At 32.9% G+C, this 20,497-nt stretch carries 20 protein-coding genes and 1 pseudogene; 9 read left to right on the top strand and 12 right to left on the bottom strand.

Features of this window, described 5'->3' with window-relative positions:
* Nucleotides 1–28: 28 nt before the first annotated feature.
* The 6 genes from AAGD39_RS06920 to efp all read right to left on the bottom strand — a co-directional run bounded on the left by AAGD39_RS06920 (nucleotide 29) and on the right by efp (nucleotide 4,776).
* The gene (locus AAGD39_RS06920) at nucleotides 29–793 is read right to left on the bottom strand and encodes a CDP-alcohol phosphatidyltransferase family protein (protein WP_341756609.1); all 765 of its coding nucleotides are present in this window, start codon (nucleotides 791–793) and stop codon (nucleotides 29–31) included.
* Nucleotides 794–834: 41 nt separating this feature from the next.
* Nucleotides 835–1,530: a phosphatidylserine decarboxylase gene (locus AAGD39_RS06915; RefSeq protein ID WP_341756608.1), complete on the bottom strand. Its 696-nt coding sequence runs from the start codon at nucleotides 1,528–1,530 to the stop codon at nucleotides 835–837.
* A 503-nt stretch (nucleotides 1,531–2,033) separates the two neighbouring features.
* The gene (locus AAGD39_RS06910; RefSeq protein ID WP_375318757.1) at nucleotides 2,034–2,342 is read right to left on the bottom strand and encodes a DUF2610 domain-containing protein; all 309 of its coding nucleotides are present in this window, start codon (nucleotides 2,340–2,342) and stop codon (nucleotides 2,034–2,036) included.
* Between the two features lie 54 nt (nucleotides 2,343–2,396).
* Nucleotides 2,397–3,287 (bottom strand): Rpn family recombination-promoting nuclease/putative transposase, encoded by an 891-nt coding sequence (locus AAGD39_RS06905; protein WP_341756607.1) that lies wholly within the window; start codon nucleotides 3,285–3,287, stop codon nucleotides 2,397–2,399.
* A gap of 163 nt (nucleotides 3,288–3,450) precedes the next feature.
* Nucleotides 3,451–4,203, bottom strand: coding sequence for an inositol monophosphatase family protein (locus AAGD39_RS06900; protein ID WP_341756606.1), 753 nt, complete (start codon nucleotides 4,201–4,203; stop codon nucleotides 3,451–3,453).
* A gap of 6 nt (nucleotides 4,204–4,209) precedes the next feature.
* Nucleotides 4,210–4,776 carry an elongation factor P gene (gene efp / locus AAGD39_RS06895; protein WP_341756605.1) on the bottom strand — a complete coding sequence of 189 codons (567 nt, stop codon included), beginning with the start codon at nucleotides 4,774–4,776 and terminating at the stop codon, nucleotides 4,210–4,212.
* A 214-nt stretch (nucleotides 4,777–4,990) separates the two neighbouring features.
* Between efp and AAGD39_RS06890 the strand changes: the two genes are divergently transcribed.
* Both AAGD39_RS06890 and AAGD39_RS06885 read left to right on the top strand, forming a co-directional pair.
* A complete protein-coding gene (locus tag AAGD39_RS06890; protein WP_341756604.1) occupies nucleotides 4,991–6,349 on the top strand; it encodes a PleD family two-component system response regulator in 1,359 nt (452 codons plus the stop codon).
* Nucleotides 6,350–6,446: 97 nt separating this feature from the next.
* Nucleotides 6,447–6,965: an RNA pyrophosphohydrolase gene (locus tag AAGD39_RS06885; RefSeq protein WP_341756603.1), complete on the top strand. Its 519-nt coding sequence runs from the start codon at nucleotides 6,447–6,449 to the stop codon at nucleotides 6,963–6,965.
* A 56-nt stretch (nucleotides 6,966–7,021) separates the two neighbouring features.
* Here the strand turns inward: AAGD39_RS06885 and AAGD39_RS06880 are convergent, their stop codons facing one another.
* Both AAGD39_RS06880 and nusB read right to left on the bottom strand, forming a co-directional pair.
* Complete coding sequence (locus AAGD39_RS06880) at nucleotides 7,022–7,717, bottom strand: RlmE family RNA methyltransferase (protein ID WP_341756602.1); 696 nt, start codon at nucleotides 7,715–7,717, stop codon at nucleotides 7,022–7,024.
* Nucleotides 7,707–8,204, bottom strand: a complete 498-nt coding sequence (gene nusB, locus AAGD39_RS06875; RefSeq protein ID WP_341757264.1) for a transcription antitermination factor NusB — start codon at nucleotides 8,202–8,204, stop codon at nucleotides 7,707–7,709. Before nusB ends, AAGD39_RS06880 begins: the two co-directional genes overlap by 11 nt.
* A gap of 502 nt (nucleotides 8,205–8,706) precedes the next feature.
* On the opposite strand from nusB, the gene rseP reads away from it, so the two are divergent.
* The 5 genes and pseudogenes from rseP to AAGD39_RS06850 all read left to right on the top strand — a co-directional run bounded on the left by rseP (nucleotide 8,707) and on the right by AAGD39_RS06850 (nucleotide 14,193).
* Nucleotides 8,707–9,798, top strand: a complete 1,092-nt coding sequence (rseP, locus tag AAGD39_RS06870) for an RIP metalloprotease RseP (protein ID WP_341756601.1) — start codon at nucleotides 8,707–8,709, stop codon at nucleotides 9,796–9,798.
* A 51-nt stretch (nucleotides 9,799–9,849) separates the two neighbouring features.
* The gene (gene bamA, locus AAGD39_RS06865; RefSeq protein WP_341756600.1) at nucleotides 9,850–12,165 is read left to right on the top strand and encodes an outer membrane protein assembly factor BamA; all 2,316 of its coding nucleotides are present in this window, start codon (nucleotides 9,850–9,852) and stop codon (nucleotides 12,163–12,165) included.
* A gap of 152 nt (nucleotides 12,166–12,317) precedes the next feature.
* Nucleotides 12,318–12,404, top strand: a pseudogene (locus AAGD39_RS06860) (DUF1674 domain-containing protein); the annotation flags it as partial.
* Between the two features lie 7 nt (nucleotides 12,405–12,411).
* Complete coding sequence (locus AAGD39_RS06855) at nucleotides 12,412–12,885, top strand: type II toxin-antitoxin system RatA family toxin (protein ID WP_341756599.1); 474 nt, start codon at nucleotides 12,412–12,414, stop codon at nucleotides 12,883–12,885.
* A 555-nt stretch (nucleotides 12,886–13,440) separates the two neighbouring features.
* On the top strand, nucleotides 13,441–14,193 hold the full coding sequence (locus AAGD39_RS06850) for an IS5 family transposase (RefSeq protein WP_341756107.1): 753 nt from the start codon (nucleotides 13,441–13,443) through the stop codon (nucleotides 14,191–14,193).
* A gap of 168 nt (nucleotides 14,194–14,361) precedes the next feature.
* Here AAGD39_RS06850 and AAGD39_RS06845 read toward each other — a convergent pair whose 3' ends face one another.
* Nucleotides 14,362–15,117 carry a rhodanese-like domain-containing protein gene (locus AAGD39_RS06845; protein WP_341756598.1) on the bottom strand — a complete coding sequence of 252 codons (756 nt, stop codon included), beginning with the start codon at nucleotides 15,115–15,117 and terminating at the stop codon, nucleotides 14,362–14,364.
* 45 nt (nucleotides 15,118–15,162) lie between these two features.
* On the opposite strand from AAGD39_RS06845, the gene AAGD39_RS06840 reads away from it, so the two are divergent.
* Nucleotides 15,163–15,396 (top strand): hypothetical protein, encoded by a 234-nt coding sequence (locus AAGD39_RS06840; RefSeq protein ID WP_341756597.1) that lies wholly within the window; start codon nucleotides 15,163–15,165, stop codon nucleotides 15,394–15,396.
* A gap of 234 nt (nucleotides 15,397–15,630) precedes the next feature.
* Here AAGD39_RS06840 and AAGD39_RS06835 read toward each other — a convergent pair whose 3' ends face one another.
* The 3 genes from AAGD39_RS06835 to hflK form a co-directional block, all read right to left on the bottom strand.
* Nucleotides 15,631–17,166, bottom strand: a complete 1,536-nt coding sequence (locus AAGD39_RS06835; protein WP_341756596.1) for a Do family serine endopeptidase — start codon at nucleotides 17,164–17,166, stop codon at nucleotides 15,631–15,633.
* A 139-nt stretch (nucleotides 17,167–17,305) separates the two neighbouring features.
* Nucleotides 17,306–18,163, bottom strand: coding sequence for a protease modulator HflC (hflC, locus tag AAGD39_RS06830; protein ID WP_341756595.1), 858 nt, complete (start codon nucleotides 18,161–18,163; stop codon nucleotides 17,306–17,308).
* A gap of 6 nt (nucleotides 18,164–18,169) precedes the next feature.
* Nucleotides 18,170–19,222, bottom strand: coding sequence for an FtsH protease activity modulator HflK (gene hflK, locus AAGD39_RS06825; RefSeq protein ID WP_341756594.1), 1,053 nt, complete (start codon nucleotides 19,220–19,222; stop codon nucleotides 18,170–18,172).
* A 231-nt stretch (nucleotides 19,223–19,453) separates the two neighbouring features.
* On the opposite strand from hflK, the gene AAGD39_RS06820 reads away from it, so the two are divergent.
* Nucleotides 19,454–20,356: a TerC/Alx family metal homeostasis membrane protein gene (locus tag AAGD39_RS06820; RefSeq protein ID WP_341756593.1), complete on the top strand. Its 903-nt coding sequence runs from the start codon at nucleotides 19,454–19,456 to the stop codon at nucleotides 20,354–20,356.
* The last annotated feature ends 141 nt before the right edge of the window (nucleotides 20,357–20,497 follow it).

Genomic DNA, 20,497 nt, shown 5'->3' with positions numbered 1-20,497 from the left:
TAGCTATATACATTTGTTCACATAACCCCTAATAAAATCTTTTACTAATAAAACAGCAAATTGGTATAGACAACATATATATAAAGGCAATAAAGGGCAACAAATACCATGGATATATAATAAGACTTATGATGATAACAGCAAATACCATCATTGCTAACGATAAATATTCATGTTTTATCTTAATATTTTTTGTTGAAAATGTTGGCAACCTACTAGCAAGTAAAAAAGCGATTAGCACAATATACAAACCTATCATAACGGTATGGGTATGAACATTAATACCTAAAATACCACTCACTTCAAAATCTATAATCATGGGCATTAGAGCAAGTAAAGCACCGCAAGGTGCAGGTACTCCAGTAAAAAAATATTCTAATTTCTTATTATGTACCTCATGAAGAATAGCAGTATTAAACCTTGCAAGCCTTAATGCCATACATACGATAAATAATAATATAGCTCCCCATGAAAATACTTTATATTCATATTGCTGAAAAGACCATAAATATATAAGACCAGCTGGGACTATTCCAAAATTAGCAAAATCACATAATGAATCCAGTTCAGCACCAAACGGGCTAGTAGCATTTAGCATCCTTGCTATCCTACCATCAATTCCATCTATTATAGCAGCAACTAAGGTACAGTACACAGCCTTTTCCCATAGACCATCCAATCCAAATTTAATGGCACTAATACCAACCACAAGACCCAATAAGGTGATAAAATTAGGAAGTAATTTTATAAACGGAATTGGTTTTATTATTCTAACTTTGCGTATTTTAATCAATTTATACCTATATACTTACTAATATTAAAGTAGTAATAATATTACCTTCTTTCAAAATTAAGTTCAGATGTTTTTTTGTTCCTAAAATCAGCAATAATAGTTTCTCCACCAACTGAAGTTTGTCCTTCGGTAACACAAAGTGTAGTTTTAAGTGGCAAGTAGACATCAGCTCTGCTACCAAAACGGATAATACCATATCTATCACCAATTCTAACCTCAGTATCTTCTTCTAAATCACATATTATCCTTCTAGCTATTAATCCCGCTATTTGTACAAAAGCAATTTTATGACCATTCTTTGTTTCCATTAGAACAGATTGACGTTCATTATAGATACTTGCTTTATCGAGAGAAGCATTGAAAAATTTCCCCGGATTATAATGTAGAGATAAAATCTTGCCATTAGCCGGAATACGATTTACATGAATATTAAAAATATTCAAAAAAATGCTAACCCTTATCATCTCCTGTTCACCAAGACCAAGTTCTATCGGTGGAATTGCTTCAGTTATTTTCTGCACTATTCCATCTGCTGGGCTGACCACCAAATCATCACTAATAGGGGTAAAGCGATCCGGATTTCTAAAAAAATATATACACCAAATTGTCATAACCAATCCTATATACCCAAAGGTATTATGGACAGTAAAAAGTAAAAAAGTTATCACTGCAAAGCTTACAATAAATATGTAACCTTCTCGATGAATAATCTTCGACAAATCGTTATACTGTTTCATTCTCTCTACTCTAATTGTTATTATTTTATAGCTAACACGTTAAGATTTTAGATAACCTCTCGTCATTGCGAAACCACGTAAGTGTAGTGGCAATCCATTATTCATTAGATTGGATTGCTTCGTCGGCTTACACCTCCTCGCAATGACATCTAGAAACTTATAACAATATCATAACTTATTCGGGTTAGCTATAATATAGCTTTACTATACATTAATTATTAATAGCACTAATAGGTAATTGCATTTAAATTTTATTTTTTTATTACTATAGCTAACCCGATTAACATTTGGCCATGGTAAACTAGCGTCATTGCGAGACGCCGCAAAGCGGCGACGCGGCAATCCAAAAATTGCAGCGGTAAAAAATAAAACTAGTCAGCTGTTTATTTGGAGTGCCACACCACTTTGTGGCTCGCGATGGCAACTATTTATTTCGGTAATTTACGCTTTCTATCATTAGCTGCAATTTTAAACAGCCCTGCTACTCATACACCACCACCATCCTAATTATTATCCTGTTCGTCATTATTATTTTCTGATTCTTCATTTTTTTCAGCTCTATCATCTTCTTCTTGTGCTGAACCAAGAGCGTACACACATAATTCCTCAAGTAATACATTATTCTTATTAGCCAGTTCTTGTAGTTTAGTTATTGCATCCATTACCTCTGCTGGTATTTTTCCACCACGTTGCTTTGATAACCAGTCATCCTGAAAATGCAAAGGATGGTGTCCCGGCTCAGGTTGTCCTACATATATGGTGAACGGTGCCATTTGCCCGCCAAAATCACAATTAACAGTAAATTTTTTCATAACATAATATCGTATTGAATTATTAGAATATTATCGTCTATTACCACAAACCTGTTATGGCAATTTTAATTTTTCTATTTGTTCCTTGGCGAGATCAGTAAGTTCCATTATTTCTTCAATTGATTTACCTTTAGCTATCATTTTTTTTGCTATTTCTATTCTTCCTCTAGCTTCCCCTCTAGCTTCCCCCGTAGCTTCTCCTATTGCTTCAGCAGTTCTTAGTTCATCTCTATCAGTATAAATCTGTTTCTGGTAATAGAAATAGCTTGCCCTTTCTTCAGAAGTCATTCTTAGGATACTAAGCTTTTCTGCTACTTGACTCATATAAGGCGAATGATAATTTTTTGGTACTTCATCATATTTCATGACATGCAGCCAATCATCGATCTCTTTTTCTAGACGATCATTAAACAGCGGCACTGATATATAGAAATATTCTGGTAAAATATTGGTAGCATTAAAAATTTCGTCAGTTTCTTTATTCTTAATATGGACAGTTAAACGTTCATTAGTCTCTATTTTGTGAATAATAGTTTTACCATGGTAAATAGTACCATTGCCATTACCTATAGGAAAATAAAGTAGAGAAATATGAAATATTTTGATAATTTGTGTATAGTCCGCTCCTTGTGCAAGATTATCCACGATAAGTCTTGAAGTATTAAAACAAGCTTTATGGATAAATGATTCCTGAACATTACGCTCGATTTCAATAATATATTTATGGTGTTCGTCATCTTCAACGATTAAATCAGCTAGGCTTCTTTTGCTTTTACTATCTTCTTTGTTACTTTCACTTTCAAGAAGAGATATTATTTTAACATCTTTATACCCCTTAGTTTTAAGAAGACCAGAGATAAAGCCTTCTACTATACTATAATCCCCTTTATCTTTTAGAAGATATTTGATAGCATAGTCAAAACTAACTAACGGCTTATTATTCATACTAATTATACTGTTCTTTATTGTTTATATAATTATAATAGTTCAAAACACAGAAAAAAACTACCTTATATATAAAAATTCAACTACAATAGTAACAAAGATTAAAATTTTTTTCAAAAATTTAATTACTCGCTCATCTTACGTAAACCATGTGTAAGATGTATTACTCAAGTAGATGTTTTTCTGTTAATAAATGTTCAAATTTCTTAGAAAGTTCATAATTAGTAGCAATAAACATTCTATCATTATTTATTATCGCTCCACCTGCTTCTCGGACGATTAGATCGAAACCAGCTTTTAAAGTGTAATTTAACGACGAAAAATAAACAGCATCAATCTTACCAGCCGCCAGTAGTGACATTCCATAACAATGACAACCAAAAACCCTAGCATTTTTTAAGAAAACTGGGTTGATATTAAAGTCATCGGCAGAAATTAGAAAATTATCAACACTAGCACAACCAGAAACCCTCAATCTACTATTATTAGCAGTATTATTTTCTGACCATACCCCTCTTCCTTTCTCAACATAATAAATCTCATCAAGGGCCGGAAAATTTATCACCGTACATGTCGCGGTTAAAATGTTGTTAATCTTCTTTAAACATGTTATAGATACAGCAAAAAATGGTAGGCTCTTCTCTAAATTACTAAAACCATCCAGAGGATTTATTAATAAAACCATCTCACAAGCATTATCCGGTTCAAACTTATCCTCTGGAAAGAATAACGCACTTGTATATTGTTGCAACTCATTGTGTAATAAATCTTGTGCTTTAACATAAGCTTTGTTGCAAAAATCATAGTTTCCCTTACTAGATCTCTGAAGCATTTCTAGCTCCAAAAAATCTCTATGCAAAAACTTAACAGCTTTGCGTGACGCAGTAATAAGTAAGCTAGTTATCGGTTGTTGCATACACTATTACTTAGCTCTCTCAACAAAGCTCATATCTTCAATTTTTACCACTATTTTTTCACCTATCACTAAATAAGGTGGTACCATTACTTTTACTCCATTAGTTAAAATCGCTGGTTTATAAGAAGATGTTACCATAGAGCCTTTAATTACAGGATCAGTTTGCATAATTTCAGCAATAACAGTTTGCGGTAATTCAGCGCTTAAAGCTTTTTCCTCATAAAACTGCACCTTTAGTACCATATTATCCTCAAGAAATGGCAAGCTTTCGCCAAGAATTGACTTATTAAGTAAAATTTGTTCAAATGTTTCATTATCCATTAACACTAGATTATCTTCCTCAAAATATAGGAATTGTAAATCTTTATTATCAAGCTGTGCTTTTTCAACATAGTCGGATGAATTAAACCGCTCATTAAGCTTTGTACCAGTTTTAAAGTTTTTCATCTCTACTTGTACATAAGCCCCACCTTTACCAGGTTTAGTGTGTTCAGGCGTCTTATGCACAACCCATAACTCATCATTATACACTATAATGTTACCAGCTCTAATAGCATTTGCTGAAATTTTCATATTATTATCACTTATTTAAAATATAATTATTCTTAGCCAATCCTGAATTTACTGAACTACGATGACATGAATTTGTTAGGAAGAATATACAATAACTGCTATAAACACAAGTATATTTAAGTAATAATAATTTAGTAAAATTACTTAGTGCCGCAAAAATTTATGATACAATAAAAACATTATTAAGAAATATCAAAGAGAATATATTTATTTTATGACTGCCAATGTACTAGTAGTTGATGATATAGAATCAAATGTTAAATTACTGGAAGCTAAACTTTTAGGAGAATATTACACAGTATTTAGTGTCAATAACGGCAAGGATGCTCTAAATATTCTTACCACTAATAGGATTGATATTGTATTGCTTGATGCCATGATGCCTGATATGGACGGATTTGAAACTTGTAGAAAAATTAAGTCTAATCCGTACACCATGCATATACCAGTTATTATGGTTACAGCCCTTTCTGATACTGAAGATCGCATAAGAGGTCTTGAAGCTGGAGCTGACGAATTCTTAACAAAACCTATCGTTGATGTGGCTCTTTTTGCTAGGGTACGATCTCTTGCTCGAATGAAGGCGGTTATTGATGAACTGAAACTGAGAAACACTACTAATGCCGAATTAGGGGGGTCTGTCATAGAAATACAAGATAATTTCTCAGATAACAAAATATTGTTAATTAACGATGACATAGTGCAGGCAAGAAATATACATAAAATGCTTCTAACTCTTACCACAAATATCAAAATAATATCTGATATTAATGAATTGGAGGAAGATACCGAATATATTCCAGATTTAGTAATCATTAGCTGCCAATTAGAGCAAGGGGATCCTTTGCGAATAGGCATGATGTTACGTTCTAATGCTAAATTTCATGACATAGTACTAATATTACAAGCCGAAGAAGAAAATAGATCAATGGTGATCAAGGGTTTAGAACTGGGTATTAATGATTATTTTATGTATCCAGTCGACAAAAATGAGTTATTAGCTAGGATCAGAACTCAATTGAAAAGGAAACTTTATCAAGATAAATTACGTAATGATTTAGAGTTAAGCGTAAATTTATCGATTAAAGACGGTTTGACTGGTATGTTTAACCGTCATTATTTTGATACACACATAAAACAAATGGTAAAAAAAGCTACTGATAGCAAAAGACCCTTATGCTTACTTATGTGTGATATTGATCATTTTAAACAAGTTAATGATACTTATGGTCACCAAGCAGGAGATATAGTGCTAAAAACCATTACTAATGTTATGAAAAACATTTTTAGGGTTACAGACTTAATTGCTAGATATGGTGGTGAGGAATTTGCTATCCTGTTAAATGATATAACGATTGACGAAGCTATGTATGTAGGGGAACGGCTAAGAACAACAGTGGAATCTATCGAATTTACAGTTAAAACTCAAGAATCTCCTATTAAAAAAACTATCTCAATAGGAGTAACTGAATACAAAATTGGGGAAACTCTTACTGATTTTATAGGGCGTGCTGACAAAGCTTTATATCAAGGAAAAGAACAAGGAAGGAATAGAGTGATTAAAATAACTTAAGGATTAATAATTTAGGTACACAAATAAAGAGTAATCAATTATACTAGGTTGTGAGGTGGGCATTTTGCTAATCTGCCATCCATACAAAACTAAGATCATGAAAAATAAAACTCTTCGTAAATGTTACCATGAATTACCATATAGACCAAGTGTAGGTATGATGATAATTGATGGTACTAATAAAGTATTTGTTGGTAAAAGAATAGATACTAAAATACCAGCTTGGCAAATGCCCCAAGGTGGTATAGACTTAGGAGAAACACCCAGTGTTGCTGCCCTTAGAGAAATGTCAGAAGAGATAGGTTCCAACAAAGGGTATATTCTTGCAGAAAGCAGGTATTGGTATAGTTATGACGTGCCTAAAATTTTAATACCTAAATTATGGGATGGTAATTTCCGGGGTCAAAAACAAAAATGGTTTTTAATTAGGTTTACGGGTACTAATGAAGATATTAATATTAACACTAGTAATCCAGAATTTGAGGAATGGCGTTGGGTTAAGTTTGACGAATTATTGTCAATTATAATTCCATTTAAACGCAAACTTTATAAAGCTGTAGTTAAAGAATTTGCTCCTATCGTTAGTGATATAGTCGCTCCATCAAAAAGTTTGTAGACAAAGCCAGTTCGATATAAGCCTAAACATTGGTGCTTATATCGAACTGAGGTTAGTTACAAGATAGATTTCCTACTTAAAGCGATTAAATAAACCTCTACTGACTCTTTGCGGCTAGACGATGGTTTAAAATGCTTGACCTTATGAAAATTAAGTTTAATTCTGTTCAGCACACTATTTTCTGTGCCACCTCGGAAAATTTTAGCAATAAAATGCCCGCCCGGCTTTAAGACTTTTAAGGCAAAGTCAATCGCATGTTCACATAAGTCAAGAGTCCTAATATGATCAGTTGTTGCATGACCTGTCGTGTTCGCAGCCATATCACTCATCACAATATCAGCACCGCCATCTAGCATTTTTATAATCATCTCCTTGGTGTCTTCGTCATAAAAGTCTTTCTGCAAACATTGTACACCGATGATTGGCTCAATCTCAAGCAAATCAACTGCAACTATCGTGCTATTATTGCCGTCAGACTCATCAGGTTTAATAATTTTGCTAGCCACTTGACTCCATCCACCTGGTGCAGCCCCTAAATCAACTAATTTCATCCCTGGTTTTAACAAATTAAATTTCTCATGAATGTCTAACAACTTATAAGCTGACCTAGATCTATAACCATCAAGCTTAGCTTTAGCAACATAAGGATCATTTAACTGGCGTGCAAGCCACTGTTTTGATGAAGTTTTTCGCCTTTTTGCAGTTTTAACGGCAACAAACTTACCTCTAAAACCTAATATGTTAGACGTCATGGGACATAACCTCACTAGATTCTTTGGCAATTTTGTCTAATACAGAATTAACAAAACCAACCTCGTTCTCACTTAACATATCACTTGTAATATCAGTGAATTCATTAATTACCACTTTATTTGGCACATTTGGAAAAAATTGTAATTCACAAATTGCTACACGCAAAAGAGCAAGAAGTAGAATAGGCAGGCTAGTAAGTTGCCATTCAGATGTTAAATGCCTTGATATCATCTTATCAATTTGAGGTAAATTTACAACTACAGACTTTACTAACAACTCAAAATAGCTTATACTTAATTTTACTTTTATTGGTTTGTTTAAATTAGTTGTTAAATTATTAGCTGCTCGCTCATCTTGATAAAATTGAATAGTTTGTTGTATGATTCGATCTATGTTTTGATCAGGGCTTTTTGGTTTATACTGATAGATTGCTTGTACCGCAGCAATGCGGGCTATTGTTTTGGTATTAATCTTGGTTGAGGTCATAAAATTTTTCAATTTAGTAATATCAATGCAGGTTAATGTCATCCCTACTTCAGCATCGGATATTATACATTACTGCTTGCGTGGAATGACAATGGTTCGTATGGCTATCCGATAACAAACTACCGTCTCATTGAGAGGAGTAGCGAAGCGAAGCACGACGAAGCAATCCAAATCTAATCGTTTTCTTGGATTGCTTCGTCGCCGTAAAACGACTCCTCGCAATGACGGAGCAATAGCTAGGAGGCTGTCAAAAATAACTAAAGTAATTCTATATTTGGCTCTTTTTGGCTACTAATAAACAGAATTTTCTTGAAATAGATACACTATTCCTTCAAAAATCCTATTTATTCTCGCCGAAAAATAGCTCAAAATATAATTAATTAGTTATCTCCGACAGTCTCCTAGTCGAGTTAGCTATACATAAATAATATTTGTTATCACTTGCTCTATAGCTATAGCAAAAAACTATAACTTAGTAAACCTCTTTAAAATAATGAGTTGTATGTTATCAATATTCGGATTTATCCTGACCATCAGCTTATTAGTATTTATTCATGAGTTTGGTCATTATTACGTAGCTAAAATATTTGGAGTAAAGGTCGAGGAGTTCTCAATAGGTTTTGGCAAGGAACTGTTCTCTAAAATAGACAAAGATGGGGTGAAATGGAAGATTTGTATTCTACCCTTCGGTGGTTATGTTAAAATTTATGGATTTGACCTTACATCACCTGAAAAATCCAATTCTTGTGAAAGCAATTCTTCAAAGCATTTGCGTACACAGTATGCCTTTCTTAGTAAGCCTCTCTATGCCCAGTTCTTAATTATAGCAGCTGGACCTATAGCTAATTACTTGTTAGCCATCCTGATATTCACAACTATTTATTTTTCTCACGGTCAAGTAGAGATACCGCCAATAATTGGTGAAGTGGTAGCTAATTCCCCCGCAGAACTAGCTGGACTTGCAAAAAACGATAAAATTATTATAGTTAATAATAATAAAATCAACAATTTTGCTGATTTACATAGCAATCTATTGACCAATGGGATCAAACCTCTCCATCTTTTGGTTGAAAGAAATGATAAGGTTATTAATATCTCTATAACTCCTGCAGAGATAAACATGGATAATCAAGCTAACCTGAAAAGACCTTATATAGGAATTATTGCTAGAAATGAACCTATTTACATTAAAATGAATATTTTCCAAAGTATCTATCAAGGTTCTGTAGACGTTATTTATATCTCAGATCTAATTTTGAAACACTTCGGACAAATGCTAATGGGGACAAGAGCGTTAAATGAAATTGGTGGACCAATTACCATTGCTAAAGAATCAGGAAAATCTTTAGAACAAGGGGTAGCAAATTTTGCTCTATTTGTCGCTATGATATCAATTAATCTAGGTTTAATTAATTTGCTACCAATTCCAGTTTTGGATGGCGGACATTTAGTATTTATAATATATCAAATAATTTTTAGAAAAACACTTAGTGGTGCAATAAAAAATGTTATACTAATATTAGGTATGGGGATAATTATTTTTCTTATTGTAATTTCTCTGTCAAATGATATAAAAAACTTAGTTTTTAAATGATTAAGTTAACCATGTTGGTTACTCTAAAATTAAAATATAAAGAAGGTTCTTGTGAAAACAAAAGTCAAATCGACCATTAAACTAGCTATTTTGGCAACAACTATTTTATATAATATCTCCGCTTTATCAGCTGAGTATGTTAAAAAAATCACTATTCAAGGTAACAAAAGGATTGAAAGTTCGACTATTGAAAATTACTTAAAACTTCGAGTGGGAGAAGAATATAGTGCATCAAAAGAAGATGAGGCCATCAAAAATCTTTACGCAACATCTTTATTTGAGAATATAACTATTAAATTAGTAAATGGTGGTAATTTGATAGTTACTGTATCAGAAACTCCTTTTGTTACTAAGGTAATATTCAAAGGTAATTCTAAAATCAAAACCTCCGTATTATCAAAAGAAGTGCTTACTATGTCTGGCGAATCAATGAGTTTGGCTAAAATTCAGCTAGATGTCGAAAAAATTAAAGAGATGTACAAACGCTCCGGTCGTTATTCGACAACTGTTACCCCACAAATTGAAAAGCTTGAGAATGACCGAGTAAAAGTTACTTTTGATATTGCAGAAGGACCTAAAACAACTGTTAAACAGATTTATTTCCAAGGAAATAATAATTACCGTACTAATGAACTACAATCTGTTATCCTAACGAAACAATCAAAATGGTTTAGTTTTTTAGAAACTAATGATACCTACGATCCAGACCGTTTGGAATATGATAAAGAATTGCTAAAGGAATTCTATCAGTCAGTGGGGTTTGCTGATTTCCGTGTTATTTCTGTTACAGCAGAACTAAATCAAACCAAGGAATATTTTACCATCACTTATTCTATTGAAGAGGGAGCAAAATATAATTTTGGTAACATTACTATTGACCATAAATTACCTAATATTGATCTAAATGAAATTAACAAATATATTAATGTTACTTCCGGTGAGACATTCAATATTAATCGTTTAAATAAAATAACCAATAAACTCTCTGAACATTTTGCCAGTCAGGGGTATCCAGGAATTAGTGTTTACCCTGATACAGATAGTAAAAATCCTGATCATACTGTCGATGTTAAATTTGTTATAGATAAGGCAGATAAAGTGTATATTAATCAAATTAATATTACTAATAATCTAAAGACTGAAGATAAAGTTATTAGGCGAGAATTTAAAATTTCTGAAGGAGATATATTTAATCGTTCTTATATCGAGAAAGGTGAACGAAATTTACGTAATTTAGATTATTTCGAAAAAATACTTATTAGCGTCACCCCAACAGCCCGAAGAGATAAATATGATATTAATATTGATGTTGAGGAAAAATCAACATCATCAATTAGTTTTGATGCTGGCTATAACACAGCAGGAGGATTGTTCGGACGTGTATCATTCTTGGAACGCAATTTAATTGGTACCGGAAAATTATTAAATGCTGGAGTACAAGTAGGAAAGAAAAGTATCAGTTACTACGGCGGTATAACCGAACCTCATTTTCTTGATAGAAACTTATCGCTAGGCTTTAATGCTTTCAAGAATCATAGTGGTCGTGGTACTTCATTCCTTTCACAAGGAGATCAAAATTATACGTTAAAATCTATAGGACTTAAAACTTCTCTTGGTTATGATATTGCAGAAGATTTAAGTCATGAAATTGATCATACTATTAAAAGAGAAATACTAAACTCTCCAGGCAATTCAAGCTCTATATTCTTAAATGAACAGATGGGAAAATTCCTTACATCAGCTATCGGACATACTATCACTTACGATCAGCTTGATAGTAGGATTGTTCCTAAAAATGGTTATGTTATTAGTGGTACCCAGGAATTTGCTGGTGTTGGAGGAAATAATAAATATTTAAAACATGACATAGATGGTAAGTATTTTAAATCTTTTATTAATAATAAGTTTACTTTAAAACTTTCAACTAGTATCGGTAACATTATGGGTATAGGAGGCAAAACTGTCAGAATTTCTGATCGCTTTAATTTGGGTGATTATAGTCTTAGAGGATTTGCTGCAAGTGGGATAGGTCCTAGAGAAAAAAGAACAAATGAAGGTCTTGGTGGAGAGAAATATTATACCGTTTCAACAGAACTTAACTTCCCAACCGGTTTACCAGAAGACTTTAATTTGACTGGTGCTGTTTTTATGGATGCTGGTAGTCTGTGGGGTGTAGGATTAAATTCTAAAAGTATTTATACAGCTGATAGTTTTTATAATGACAAGTCGCTTCGTGCTTCTGTTGGGGTAGGTTTTATATGGGTCACTCGCTTTGCACCTATCAGAATGGACTGGGCTTGGCCAATTAAGAAGAAACCTTATGATGATAAACAAACTTTCCATCTAAAGTTTTCTACACATTTTTAACATATAGCTAACCCAAAAAGGTTTTAGCAGGATAATGTTTGTCACCCTTAGCTAAGGCAACGTTATTTTGGTTAGCTATAGGTGCAAATAAAAAGACGTAATAGGAAAAAACTAGTACATTTATGGATAATACTATAAAAGATAAAAAAGAAAAGCCAAAGGAAATAGGTGGTTTTAAAGGTCAAGAACCAACTATTCATGGGGATTGGCAGCATAAAGGTAGGGTAACTGATTTTTAAAAAATTTATGCCAAGTTTTCATCAAGTTAAAATCCTACCATATAATGCCCAAGAAGTATTTCACTTAGTTCTTGATGTTAAGTCATACCCTGAATTCTTACCTTGGTGTAGGGCAGCTAGAATCATCTCAGAGAATAAAGGAGAAATTATAGCTGAATTAGTAATTCAGTTAAAAGGCTTCTCAGACAAATATAAATCAAAAATTATTTATTCAAACGATTTGAATAAACGAAGCTATTACATTGAAGTAGAAGCAATTTCTGGACCATTTAAATATTTAAAAAATTCATGGCAATTTTCTAAAGAAGATAGTAATAGTAAAATAGAGTTCTTTATTGATTTTAAGATGAAGTTTGCCATAGTTGACAAGTTAGTTGGTATATTCTTTGCTGATGCCACTGAAAAAATGGTCGACGCATTTGAGAAAAGAGCTGATACTATATTAACTAAAATGAACCATAGTACTACAGTGGTAGATTGAATAAATTATAGGAAATTTGAGTGTTTTTTTACAATTGTTGCTAAAATTTAGGTATAAATATACAACTGTATCATAGTTTTAGTCATGATAATTTCTAGTTTTTAGAATCTACAACTGTAGTATTAGGCTATAAGGGGAATAATTTTAAAGAGAAGGGTAAGGTGTATAGCCCATATTGCAGAAAAAAAACTATCCTCAGATGATAAGGCAATGATCAAGAGACGGAGTGCCATAGAGCCGATAATAGGGCATCTTAAAAATTATGGTAGAGTTGGCAGAAACTACTTGAAAGGGGTAATAGGAGACATCATTAATCCGTTAATTTCGGCTGTATGATTGAACTTACGGTGTATTGCTAATCACCTTCTCAAAACAAATTTTTCTACATAAAATTATCAGTTAAAGATAATTAATCAAATAATTATAAAGTCGTTAACAAATCATCATGTCAAAATTTCCGAAATATTAGGTTCTGTGAAGTTTTGTAAAAAAATAAATTAAAAAGAAGGAGAGGTAGTGTATTTTCTATTTTAGACAATCAAAAACACTACCGGAATGAATTATCATATAAAAATCAGAGAATGGCAACAAATTATTGAAATATTAAGAAAAAGAAAAGATATAAAAACAAGAAATGAGGATAAGCTTAGACGATTTATTGAAGCAATATGGTACATAACACGTTCAGGATGCCAATGGCGGTTGTTACCGAGTGTTTATGGTTCATGGCGAGCAGTGCATATGAGGTTTAAAACTTGGTCTAATAAAGGAATATGGACCGATTTGTTTGAGCAAGTACAAGCTAATCCTGACATGGAATCAACAATGATTGACGCTACTATAGTTCGTGCCCATGCATGCTCAGCAGGTTATAAAAAAGATAGCCAAGATCAAGAAGCTTTAGGGCGTAGTAAAGGAGGTTTTACTACTAAAATCCATGCCTTAGTTGACGCTCTTGGTAATCCTTTAAAGTTTATTTTAACTGCAGGTCAAAGACATGACATTACACAAGCCAACTCATTGGTTAAAGATATTAAAAATACTATGCTCCTTGCCGATAAGGCATATGATAGCAATGCTTTTATTGAGCAGCTTGAAGAGCAAAATTGTATAGCTGTTATTCCATCAAAAAAGAACCGAAAACAGCAAAGGGAGTACGATAAACATATCTATAAAGAACGTCATTCGATCGAATGTTTTTTTGGTAAAATTAAACATTTTAGACGAATTTTTTCGAGATTTGATAAAACTGCTACTGCTTTCTTGTCTTTTTTGCAATTTGTTGGAGCTTTTATATGGCTTCGTTAGAAAACTTCACAGAACCTAGCGTTTTATAACAAAAAATTTACTCCAAAAATCAAATCCCCAAATTTTATGCAAAAATTTTTTGTTAAGGTTTTAATTTTTTGATTTATTCTTAATTCTTAGCATTTCTGATGGAAAGACTATATACTCAAATGACAGAGTACATCTATATCAGTCACCACGTTGCAACCAATGCCCTTCAGCTGGTGATAAGTCACTTGCTACAGCTCTCCTATCATCAAATACAAAACATTCTCCCTGCCATAGATTGCTACGATTATGGGTAGTTTCTAAATATTGTAATATCCCCCCTTTAAGATGGTACACATCATTAAAGCCAAGTTTTTTCAAATAGGCTGTTGATTTTTCACACCTAATTCCACCAGTACAATACATCGCTATTTTCTTGCCAACGAGTAAGTCTTTATTTTGTTCTACCCATTTTGGGAATTGCTTAAATGTCTCGGTCTTTGGGTCTATAGCACCCTTAAAAGTACCTATACACACTTCATAGTCATTCCTAGTATCTATTACTACCACATTATTTTGGCTAATAAACTTGTCCCAATCATTTGGCTCAATATACTTTCCCTTAAGATTGGCAATATCAATATCTCCAACTGCCATAGCAATAATTTCTTTTTTAAGTCTTACCCTTAATTTTTGGAAAGGATGGATATCACAGTAATTTATTTTAATATTCACATCTTCTGCTAACGTAAGGCTGATAATTTCATCTAGTAAAAAACTTACCTGTTCTTTTGTACCAGAAATTGAACCATTAAACCCTTCAGGAGCTAAAAGAATAGTACCTCTAACGCCTCTTTTCTTGCCAAGATGTAAAATTTTTGGTAGTAAAACTTCAAGATTTTCTAGTTTCGTGAAACTATAAAAACTTAATACTGATATTTTAACATTATTATCCATAGTGAAAATTATATTTTAAAAATTTAAAAAGCAGATTTATTAGACTTGCTGCATAAATCAAAGATAGTTGAGGGATTTTTAGGAGAAACGAAGCCTGCTACCTTCGCGTACACAGACGTACGTGAGGAGCGGAGGCGAGTTTCGACGACAAAATCACCAACTAGATTGACTTATGCAGTAAGTCTATTATTAACCCAATTAGTATTTACCCTTAAAGGTTGTGGGAAAATAACCGGCGTCATTGCGAGAAGGCGTAGCCGACGAAGCAATCCAGTCTAATGAATAATGGATTGCCGCAACCACTACATGGTTTCGCAATGACAGAAGTATTTTCACCCATCGTCATTGCGAGAAGCCACTTTAGACGACGAAGCAATCCAAAAGTTGCAACAGCACGCTGTTTATTTGGATCGCCACGCCACTTCGTGGCTCGCGATGACGGTTGTTCGTTCTTAAAGTAGGCGAGTCCCTGATATTTTCAAAAACCAATTCTTCAAAGCAGAAGAGTATAAGTCAATTTGTTACCGGCAAAGCTATAAACAGAGATATCCCCCGTCTCTGTACCAACAAAATTATATTTTGTTTTTTAATATTTCGTGCATTCTCATATAATAAATTTAATTGCTCTATCGAAACTATCGGCTGCTGATTACAGGATACTACTAAATCACCAATTTTAAATTTATAGTTTTTTCCATCCTTAGGAAGGTCAGTTACAATAATACCATTAACTTTACTAGCAATGGCAAATTTTCGTTTAAGATTATCGGATAAATTACTGAAAGTAATATTACTTTTTACAATAGATGCTTTATCACTTACCTTATCGCTTACTTTTATAGGCTCTGACTCCTCTTCCTGACTAATCTTACCATTTAGCTCTTGATTCTTACCATCACGTATGACAACAATTTTTACTTCTTGATCAACGGTAGCTTCAGCAACCAGTATCTGTAACCTTCTTGGAGTTTTTATTGGTTGTCCAGCAAACTCTATTATTACATCTCCAGGCTTTATGCCAAATTTTTCACCTGAACCATCTTTTTGCACTTCAACTACTAATGCTCCTGAGGTTTCTTTTAGCCCAAATCCTTCAGCTATTTCATTAGTTACTTCTTGAATTATTACTCCAAGCCCACCGCGATTAATTTTCCCATTTTGCCTTAATTGGTTGATAATTGATTTGGTGGTATTAGATGGAATGGCAAATCCAATACCAATATTAGTTCCAGAAGGTGAAAACATTACCGTATTGACTCCTATAACTTCACCATTAATATTAAACATTGGTCCACCAGAATTACCGTTATTAATAGCCGCATCAGTTTGTATAAAATCATCCACTATACCACTATCAATGTCGCGTCCTTTTGAAGATATGATACCAACAGTTACAGTTCCCCCAAGTCTACCAAAAGGATTACCGATCGCAATAACCCAATCCCCCACCCTAGCCTTACCAGAATCACCAAATTTTACAAAAGGCAAAGGAGCTTCTGCCTCAATTTTTAAAAGAGCAAGATCGGTTTTTTGATCACTACCTACTAATTTAGCTGACATCTCTCTATTATCAGTTAATTTTACGTGAATCTCATCTGCATTAGCAACTACATGATAGTTGGTAACAATAAAACCAGCCTGATCTATAATAAAACCAGAACCAAGGGGAACAGATTTAGGATTTGAATACATCTCATCAAAATTAAAAGGTAGATTAAAACGCTCCAAAAGCTCATTTAAATAATCAAACGGAAAATATTCAAAAGATTTTTTATGAGCATCTTCTGATTTTTGACTATATTGTACCGTGTAAACATTTACTACAGCTGGAATAAGCGGTTCAACAATATCTGCAAAACTATATTTATAGGATTCAGCTTTTACTGCCACTGACTGTAAATTGCTATCTTCCTCAGTATCCTCAGTTAATGAAACTTGATTTAACGGAATATTTTCAGCCAAAACAGAAGATGCCAACCATAGGCTCATCAGAAGAACTATAACCAAATATTTCAGTAAATTACTATACTTAATAATATTTTGAACCATATCATCTATTTAATTAACTGTAAAATGTCATTGCGAGAAAGACCGCAGGTCGACGAAGCAATCCACAAAAGTGACCAAAAACGGATTGCCACGACCACTCACGTGGTCTCGCAATGACGTAATATCATTACAGTTATTATCATTTCCCCAAATTTAAATATTTAAATAACTCTGCCTCTGGAGACAATACCAAAGAAGTATCATCTTTCTTTAAAGTATTTTTATATACCTCTAACGATCTATAAAATTTATAAAATTCTGGATCAACAGAATAAGCAAGGTTATATATCTTAGCTGATTCCCTATCCCCCTCCCCTTTGATGATTTGAGATTGCATATAAGCTTCAGCAAGCAATATTTTACTCTCTTTATCAGCTCTGGATCTTATACGTGCCGCTTCTTCTTGCCCTTCAGCTCTTATTTGAGTTGCCTCTTTCTCACGAGCAGTTTGCATACTGCGATAAATTGCCGCACTATTTTCTTTTGGCAAATCAGCTCTTAAAATTCTGACATCAATTACATCAAGCCCAAAATTTCTTGCCTCTTGATTAACTTGATTTAAGATATTTGACATTATCTCAGACCTTTCATTGGTAAGAAGGCTAGTTAAAGGTAATCTACCTATAACTTTTCTCATTGAAGATTCTAGGTTTTTATTAAGCCTAATTTTAACCCCCTGATAGTTATGAACAGTTTTGTAAAACGTCACAGGATCAACAATACGAAATTTGGCAAAAGCATCGACGATTACCCTTTTCCCATCAGAAGCAGTTAGTTCCTTTGCTTCTACCTCTACATTTAAGATACGTTTATCAAAAAACTCAACATTTTGAATGAATGGCATTTTGATATTTAATCCAGGAGTCTCTATTGTCCTTACCGCTTCACCGAATTGAAATACCACAGCAGAATGACGTTGGTCAACGGTAAACAAAGCACTAATAACTGATAAGAATAATCCAAGAGCTACAAAACTTATATAATAAATTGTCTTCATCTAGCACTACTCCTTAATTTTACTTTGCTGAATTGCCATATGCGGCAAAACGCCATTAGTACCCATAATAACCTTACTGGTATCCATTAGAACTTTTTCTATAGTTTCCAGATAAAGACGATCCTTTGTTATCGATTTATTAGCAACATATTGTGTATAGACGGCAGCAAATCTCTTGCTATCCCCCTCAGCCTTTGAGATAACTTCTTGCCTATAACCTTCCGCCTCTTGCACTATTTTAGCCGCTTCACCCCTAGCTTTAGGCAAAATATTATTATTATATGATTGTGCCTGGTTTATATCACGTTCTTTATCTGCTTTAGAAGTTTGTACATCCCTATAAGCATCGATTACCTCAGCTGGTGGTTCAGCTTTTAGTAACTGCACTTTTTCAATACCAACACCAGCATTATAATGCTCAAGGATTTTCTGGGTTAAAGCTTCAATTTTATTAGTAATTTCTTGTTTTTGGTCTGATAATATTGAAGATATAGGAGTATTGCCGATCACTTCTCTTATCGCACTTTCAGCAACTGTTTTTACCGAATCTTCTGGATTGACAATATTAAAAATATATTTTTCCAAATCACTAATATGCCACATTACGTCACAATTGAGTGCAACAATATTCTCATCGCCTGTAAGCATTGTACTCTCAGCCGTCATAGCTTTTGTACTATCCATATTAGGTCTAAGGTTACTTGTTGATCTATAACCAATCTCAATTCTCCGAGATTGGTTTACCTTCTCAACTACTACCTGTTCAAACGGCAGGGGAAGGTGATAATTCAAACCAGGAGACCCTTTTCGAACAAACTTACCAAACCTCATTACGGCGGCTTCTTCTCCTTCCTTAACCTCATAAATTCCAGAAGCAAACCAAATGCCAACTAATGATAAGAACACTAATATCATTATATTGTTGTTGAAACCAAAGTTATTGAAAAACTCGTGAAAGTTAAACTTATTCTTTTTCCTTGGTCTAGTAAATATATTATATTCACTGTTTTCTTCTTCCGAATCTCCCCAAGGGGATTTTTTTAAAATTTGATTAAACATTTTCTGCTATTGCTATTTTGTTAATTTGTATATTATATCACTAAATATAGTTAGCACTAATATCTTATAAAAGAAATTTAGTATATAATTATACCTTGTATCTCTAGATACGTCAAGTTCGTTACCAAAAAATGTAGTATTCATAAACGTTATGAGTAATAGAGTTAAAAAATCAATATATTTGAGAAAATCAATTCTTCAAATTATTATAGTGGATTATAGGAGGATACTTTGACGTGGATTGTTTTTTGTATAGTGATTGTAGGTTTACTAATATACGATCTTGGTTTTGCCAACAAGGAAAACGAGGCATTAACCTTCCGCCAAACTATTTATTTAAGTCTTTTTTACTTAATTATAGCAGGTCTCTTTGGTGTTTTTATTTTCTTTGATATGGGAGGAGAAAAAGCTCGAGAATATTACACTTGTTTTTTTATAGAAAAAGCCATGTCATTGGATAATATTTTTATTATTTTAATGATTTTTCAATTTTTTTCCATTCCTTTGATCTATCAACATCGAATATTATTTTTGGGAATTTTGGGTGTTATAGTATCTAGAGCTGTAATTATATATTTAGGTGTCATAGTCATCTCAAAATTTTCTTGGTTGTTATATATTTTTGCGATTATCCTTATAATTACAGGGGTAAAAACTTTTTATATATCAGATAAAAAGTTGAAAGTGCAAGAATCGTATATTTATAGAATCCTACAAAAATACTTTAATCTTACCCCAAAAATTTCTGGTTACAAATTCTTTATTAAAACTAACAAAGCTATTAGTATTACCCCTCTTTTTGCATCATTAATCATGATAGAAGTCATGGATATTGTGTTTGCCATTGATAGTATACCAGCAATATTTGCTATCACTAAGGATCCTTATATAATTTATACTTCTAATATTTTTGCCATATTAGGTTTACGTGCCTTATTCTTGTGTTTAGCTAATGTTGTTAAGCAATTTAGTTATATAAAATATTCTCTAGCATTAATATTAATATTTATTGGTATAAAAATATTCGCTGAACATGTTATTCATATTCCATCTTATACTACACTGGCTATGACAACTATTCTTCTGTCGCTTGGCATTATTATCTCCATTATTAAGAAAAGGCATGTATGCTAAGGTAAGGTTGGCAACCACAATAATTATTGATTTATAGCAGTGATCGCGAGCCATGAAGTGTGTGGTGAGCCAAAAACAGCTTGTTGTTTTGTTTTGCCATCGTAGCCAATGCGCAACTATTTGCTCAAATAAATCAAGCGT

The organism is Candidatus Tisiphia endosymbiont of Nemotelus nigrinus (assembly GCF_964026475.1).
In the GTDB taxonomy this organism is placed as follows: domain Bacteria; phylum Pseudomonadota; class Alphaproteobacteria; order Rickettsiales; family Rickettsiaceae; genus Tisiphia.
The sequence above is the reverse complement of the archived record's forward strand: the minus strand, read 5'-3'. Positions and strand labels throughout refer to the sequence as shown.

What these genes read in the sequence shown, in the direction of transcription:
- AAGD39_RS06915 (WP_341756608.1), bottom strand. Translation starts at nt 1,530, where the DNA reads ATGAAACAGTATAACGATTTGTCGAAGATTATTCATCGAGAAGGTTAC.
- AAGD39_RS06910 (WP_375318757.1), bottom strand. Translation starts at nt 2,342, where the DNA reads ATGAAAAAATTTACTGTTAATTGTGATTTTGGCGGGCAAATGGCACCG.
- AAGD39_RS06905 (WP_341756607.1), bottom strand. Translation starts at nt 3,287, where the DNA reads ATGAATAATAAGCCGTTAGTTAGTTTTGACTATGCTATCAAATATCTT.
- AAGD39_RS06900 (WP_341756606.1), bottom strand. Translation starts at nt 4,203, where the DNA reads ATGCAACAACCGATAACTAGCTTACTTATTACTGCGTCACGCAAAGCT.
- efp (WP_341756605.1), bottom strand. Translation starts at nt 4,776, where the DNA reads ATGAAAATTTCAGCAAATGCTATTAGAGCTGGTAACATTATAGTGTAT.
- AAGD39_RS06890 (WP_341756604.1), top strand. Translation starts at nt 4,991, where the DNA reads ATGACTGCCAATGTACTAGTAGTTGATGATATAGAATCAAATGTTAAA.
- AAGD39_RS06885 (WP_341756603.1), top strand. Translation starts at nt 6,447, where the DNA reads ATGAAAAATAAAACTCTTCGTAAATGTTACCATGAATTACCATATAGA.
- AAGD39_RS06880 (WP_341756602.1), bottom strand. Translation starts at nt 7,717, where the DNA reads ATGACGTCTAACATATTAGGTTTTAGAGGTAAGTTTGTTGCCGTTAAA.
- nusB (WP_341757264.1), bottom strand. Translation starts at nt 8,204, where the DNA reads ATGACCTCAACCAAGATTAATACCAAAACAATAGCCCGCATTGCTGCG.
- rseP (WP_341756601.1), top strand. Translation starts at nt 8,707, where the DNA reads ATGTTATCAATATTCGGATTTATCCTGACCATCAGCTTATTAGTATTT.
- AAGD39_RS06855 (WP_341756599.1), top strand. Translation starts at nt 12,412, where the DNA reads ATGCCAAGTTTTCATCAAGTTAAAATCCTACCATATAATGCCCAAGAA.
- AAGD39_RS06850 (WP_341756107.1), top strand. Translation starts at nt 13,441, where the DNA reads ATGAATTATCATATAAAAATCAGAGAATGGCAACAAATTATTGAAATA.
- AAGD39_RS06845 (WP_341756598.1), bottom strand. Translation starts at nt 15,117, where the DNA reads ATGGATAATAATGTTAAAATATCAGTATTAAGTTTTTATAGTTTCACG.
- AAGD39_RS06835 (WP_341756596.1), bottom strand. Translation starts at nt 17,166, where the DNA reads ATGGTTCAAAATATTATTAAGTATAGTAATTTACTGAAATATTTGGTT.
- hflC (WP_341756595.1), bottom strand. Translation starts at nt 18,163, where the DNA reads ATGAAGACAATTTATTATATAAGTTTTGTAGCTCTTGGATTATTCTTA.
- hflK (WP_341756594.1), bottom strand. Translation starts at nt 19,222, where the DNA reads ATGTTTAATCAAATTTTAAAAAAATCCCCTTGGGGAGATTCGGAAGAA.